General features: G+C 38.1%; 5 protein-coding genes. 3 read left to right on the top strand and 2 right to left on the bottom strand.

The genetic code is table 11. The features are described 5' to 3' along the window. Both E1176_RS04200 and E1176_RS04195 read left to right on the top strand, forming a co-directional pair. On the top strand, positions 1 to 685 hold a 685-nt coding region (locus tag E1176_RS04200), incomplete at its 5' end, for an MCP four helix bundle domain-containing protein (protein WP_222933081.1). A gap of 81 nt (positions 686 to 766) precedes the next feature. Next, entirely contained in the window at positions 767 to 1,360 is a 594-nt protein-coding gene (locus E1176_RS04195) for an MCP four helix bundle domain-containing protein (protein WP_155209319.1), read from the top strand. A 23-nt stretch (positions 1,361 to 1,383) separates the two neighbouring features. On the opposite strand, the gene E1176_RS04190 is transcribed toward E1176_RS04195, so the two are convergent. Together E1176_RS04190 and E1176_RS04185 are read right to left on the bottom strand one after the other, a co-directional pair. Then, the gene (locus tag E1176_RS04190; RefSeq protein WP_155209318.1) at positions 1,384 to 2,076 is read right to left on the bottom strand and encodes a hypothetical protein; all 693 of its coding nucleotides are present in this window, start codon (positions 2,074 to 2,076) and stop codon (positions 1,384 to 1,386) included. A 127-nt stretch (positions 2,077 to 2,203) separates the two neighbouring features. Continuing rightward, the gene (locus E1176_RS04185) at positions 2,204 to 2,692 is read right to left on the bottom strand and encodes a hypothetical protein (protein WP_155209317.1); all 489 of its coding nucleotides are present in this window, start codon (positions 2,690 to 2,692) and stop codon (positions 2,204 to 2,206) included. A gap of 330 nt (positions 2,693 to 3,022) precedes the next feature. On the opposite strand from E1176_RS04185, the gene E1176_RS04180 reads away from it, so the two are divergent. Then, complete coding sequence (locus tag E1176_RS04180) at positions 3,023 to 3,589, top strand: carbonic anhydrase (protein WP_155209316.1); 567 nt, start codon at positions 3,023 to 3,025, stop codon at positions 3,587 to 3,589. The last annotated feature ends 74 nt before the right edge of the window (positions 3,590 to 3,663 follow it).

Raw genomic sequence — 3,663 nt, 5'->3', positions numbered from 1 at the left:
TATATTGATGGCTGTCAATATTTTTTACAGCGTTTATAGATACGATATGAAGTGGATTTATAGCTTAAAGGAGAAAGTTAAAATAGCACTGGCATTGGCGGTTGTTTTTTTGCTCGTGCTTATGACAAACACCATCAACAAAAATCACTTTGCTGAGCTGCAAGAGTCGTTTACCTCGGTGTATAAAGACAGGCTGTTGGTAGAAAATTACATCTACAAGCTTTCTCATGAGTTGAATACAAAGCGGGTCAATCTTTTCAATCATGTAAATGCGAGTTACAACCTAACAAAGGCTAATGAAAGAATTGACGCGTTAATCACCAACTTTGAAAACACACTCCTGACAGAAGACGAAGCCAAATTGCTTGATGGCTTTGTAGAACATGTCGAAAGACTAAAGCAAATTGAAACAGCATACATTAAAAATGATGATGATGCAGCTACCTACAGAGCGCTCCAAAAACAATTTAATCTATTAAATAATGACCTTTCATTGCTGTCTGACATACAACTGGAGGAAGGAGAAAGGCTGTTGGAGTCGTCAAACAACATCGTAGCTACCAACCATTGGTATGCGCAGTTGGAGATTATTTTATTGATAAGCATCGGCCTTGTGATCCAGGCCTTGATTTTTGCCTCGAAGTCTCTCAAGCCTAAAGTCCCGCAAAACGAACAGCTGAATTGACCCGGTAAAACTTTGCAATAGCCGTATAAAAAGTATCTTTATTGTTTTAGAAACAGTAGCATACGACTTAATCAGGCCAATATGGATTTCATTAACAAGGTAAAGTGGATCACGGGAATCGTTTTAGTTTTTATAATCGTACTTACGACCAACCTCATTGACAAAGACAATTTCAACAGGTTAAGACAATCTGTAATTACTATTTATGAAGATAGGATCGTGGCCAATGACTTGATTTTTGAAATGACAATTCTGATGCAGAAAAAGGAAATGGCCATTGCTGTCAATGATTCTGCGTTCTTTAAAAATGAAAACATCGAAGTAAATCAAGCGTGGGAAGCCTTGATAGAGCGGTATGAGCAAACCAAACTAACCAACAAGGAGCAGAGGTTATTTAATGAGCTGAAGGAGCAAAAGACCGAGTTGCTGGCCTTAGAGAGCGAGTATGTTGCTTCTGATTTTAGTTCATCTAACAGTACGATCGGTAAGATAAACAGTATCGTAAATAATTTGTCTGGCTTATCTAAAGTGCAACTAGACGAGGGCAAGAGGCAGATGGAAATAAGCAACGAGACGATGAAGACCATTGACCTGTTTACGCAAGTAGAAATTTTATTTCTGGTGGTGATGGCTATACTGATTCAAATCATCATCTTATACAAGCCAAAAGACTAGACTCACTTTTTTGAATAATTTAATTACCAATGAGTTTTTATGAAACATAAAAGACTCAATGTCCTTTGCGTTACTAAAACCTCACCACTAGGTGGATTTTCGACATGATAGAGATTGTAAGTCCCTTTCAGAGCGGGTTGAAAATGGTGACGGTAGCGTAAGCCAAGCATTATCCAATGCACGGGGTGAATTTGAGTTGATATTTCCATAAAGCCTTTGACCGCCTCATCTAATCTGGAAATTTCATAATCAAAAATACGTTCTGAACCTACCATGGCACTACTGCCAACCTCAGATCTAAAATAATAAGTAAACCCACCACCCAGGTATATTGCCAGGTCTGGGAAACTACTTTTGAAGCTAATAGACCTACCAAAAACAAGATGAGCAGAAGTATATATGGTATTATAATTAGGGTAACTGGAGTAAAAATCCGGATCTCTTCTAGTGCTTAAAGTGTCGAATTCCTGCAATTTGAGCCAATATCCTAGCGTACCCGCTGACCCGCCATACTGTAAGGACCAGGTATCATTAATATTTTCCTGTACAAAGAAGCTTAAACTACCGGATGGGGCTGCGGGTCTTTTGAGAAACGGTTCTGCCCTAGGAGAATATTCCACCCGATTACCAATGTCACCGGTGAAGCCTAAATAAATCTGGCCGTAAGAATATAGATTGCTGCATAGCAAGAATATCAGAAGAATCTTAGGTAACATCTAATTATAAACGCTATATATTCAGCCTTAAAAACGCTATTAATTAAAGAGAACTACCACAATTTAGTGAAAGGAAATATTAATCAAAAAATAAAAAATCAGTTTAATACTCTTGTGATAGGGTGCGCTAAATAGCGGCAGTCAGTTCTTCTTCTTTATTAGTTTCTGTTTTGCTAGATATAATATCCTCTATGATCGAAAGGTGATGTTGCGTATGGATTTTGAGAAATTTCTTTGCTTCATCTCTTGTAAACATGCCCATAGCGTGGTGTGAGAAAAAGGCGTGAGTCGGAAGGGTTTCAAACAGGATCAGGTTTTTCTTGGCCTCTTCGAGTTGTTCCAGTAATATTTTTGAAGTTACTTTTCCATCAAAAGTGACAGCTTCCGGAGCTTGCGCTATGCCACGTTTTATGATTTTATTTTTTAACACCCATTGGCGAGCAGGATTTTCCTCAAACTTATAGCTCTGAGGATCAGATGTTTGTAAATCGTTACAAATTTTATTTATCACGCGTAGGCTGTGGTCGATATGCCAGGCCACAGAAGCAGAAGACACTTCCGGATTACACGCATCTTTAAATCTCATGGCAACGGAAAGACGCGCCAATTTTCGCATTAACTTCATGGTGTGTTTTTAAAGCAGACAACTAATATAATTGAAATATTTAAAAATTGCGAACATAAAATAATGTGGTTGCAATGCCAAAGTTGTCATCTGAATTATTTTCCCTTCAGAAACACATCAGGAGTAAGCTTTTGGCTAAACTTGAGAATAAAATTTTATTTTAGAATTTTTATCTCACCGAAATAGTGTGTGATAAATAGTGTAACTGTCTCATTGACAGGAGCATGGAATAACCATTCATATAACTAAGGCGAATAAAAAAACATAATTGTATTTTTTCCTTTTACTTTGTGTAATCATTATATAAACCAAAAAAAGAAAATGACTATAGACGGAATTATCGAAAGACTTAAAAGTGGAAACGAGCGTTTTGTGTCTGACAAACTAGAAGGTAAACTTCAGGATACTTCAAGACGTGATGCTTTAACTGGCGGACAGGAGCCATTTGCTATTTTACTTAGCTGTGCTGACAGTCGTGTAGTACCTGAGTTGGCGTTTGATACAGGCCTTGGTGAGTTGTTCGTAGTAAGAGTAGCGGGTAACGTAGCCAATACTTCTTCTATTGCAAGTATTGAGTATGCAGTGGCTCACCTTGGTACGCAAGTGATTGTAGTTATGGGGCATGAGAGCTGTGGTGCTGTAACTGCTGCTATGAATGGCGGAAATAATGGGCACAATATCAATCACCTGTTGAGCCATGTAACACCTGCGCTCGCTGCATCTAACGATGGAGCTAACGTAAATGATGTAGTAAAGAAAAATGCGGAACTTACCGTTGAAGAACTTACAAGCAGATCTTCAATCTTAAAAGATGCCGTAGACTCTGGTAAGCTTAAAATCGTACCAGCTTATTACAACCTCGGTTCGGGTAAAGTAGATTTTCTATAAGCCAAGCAAATAAAAAAGAGGCCGTCTCAAAAGGTGTAAAACAATTCCTTTAGGTCATTCTGACGAAGGAAGAA

Source organism: Fulvivirga aurantia (assembly GCF_009711475.1).
GTDB classification, from domain to species: domain Bacteria; phylum Bacteroidota; class Bacteroidia; order Cytophagales; family Cyclobacteriaceae; genus Fulvivirga; species Fulvivirga aurantia.
The sequence above is the reverse complement of the archived record's forward strand: the minus strand, read 5'-3'. Positions and strand labels throughout refer to the sequence as shown.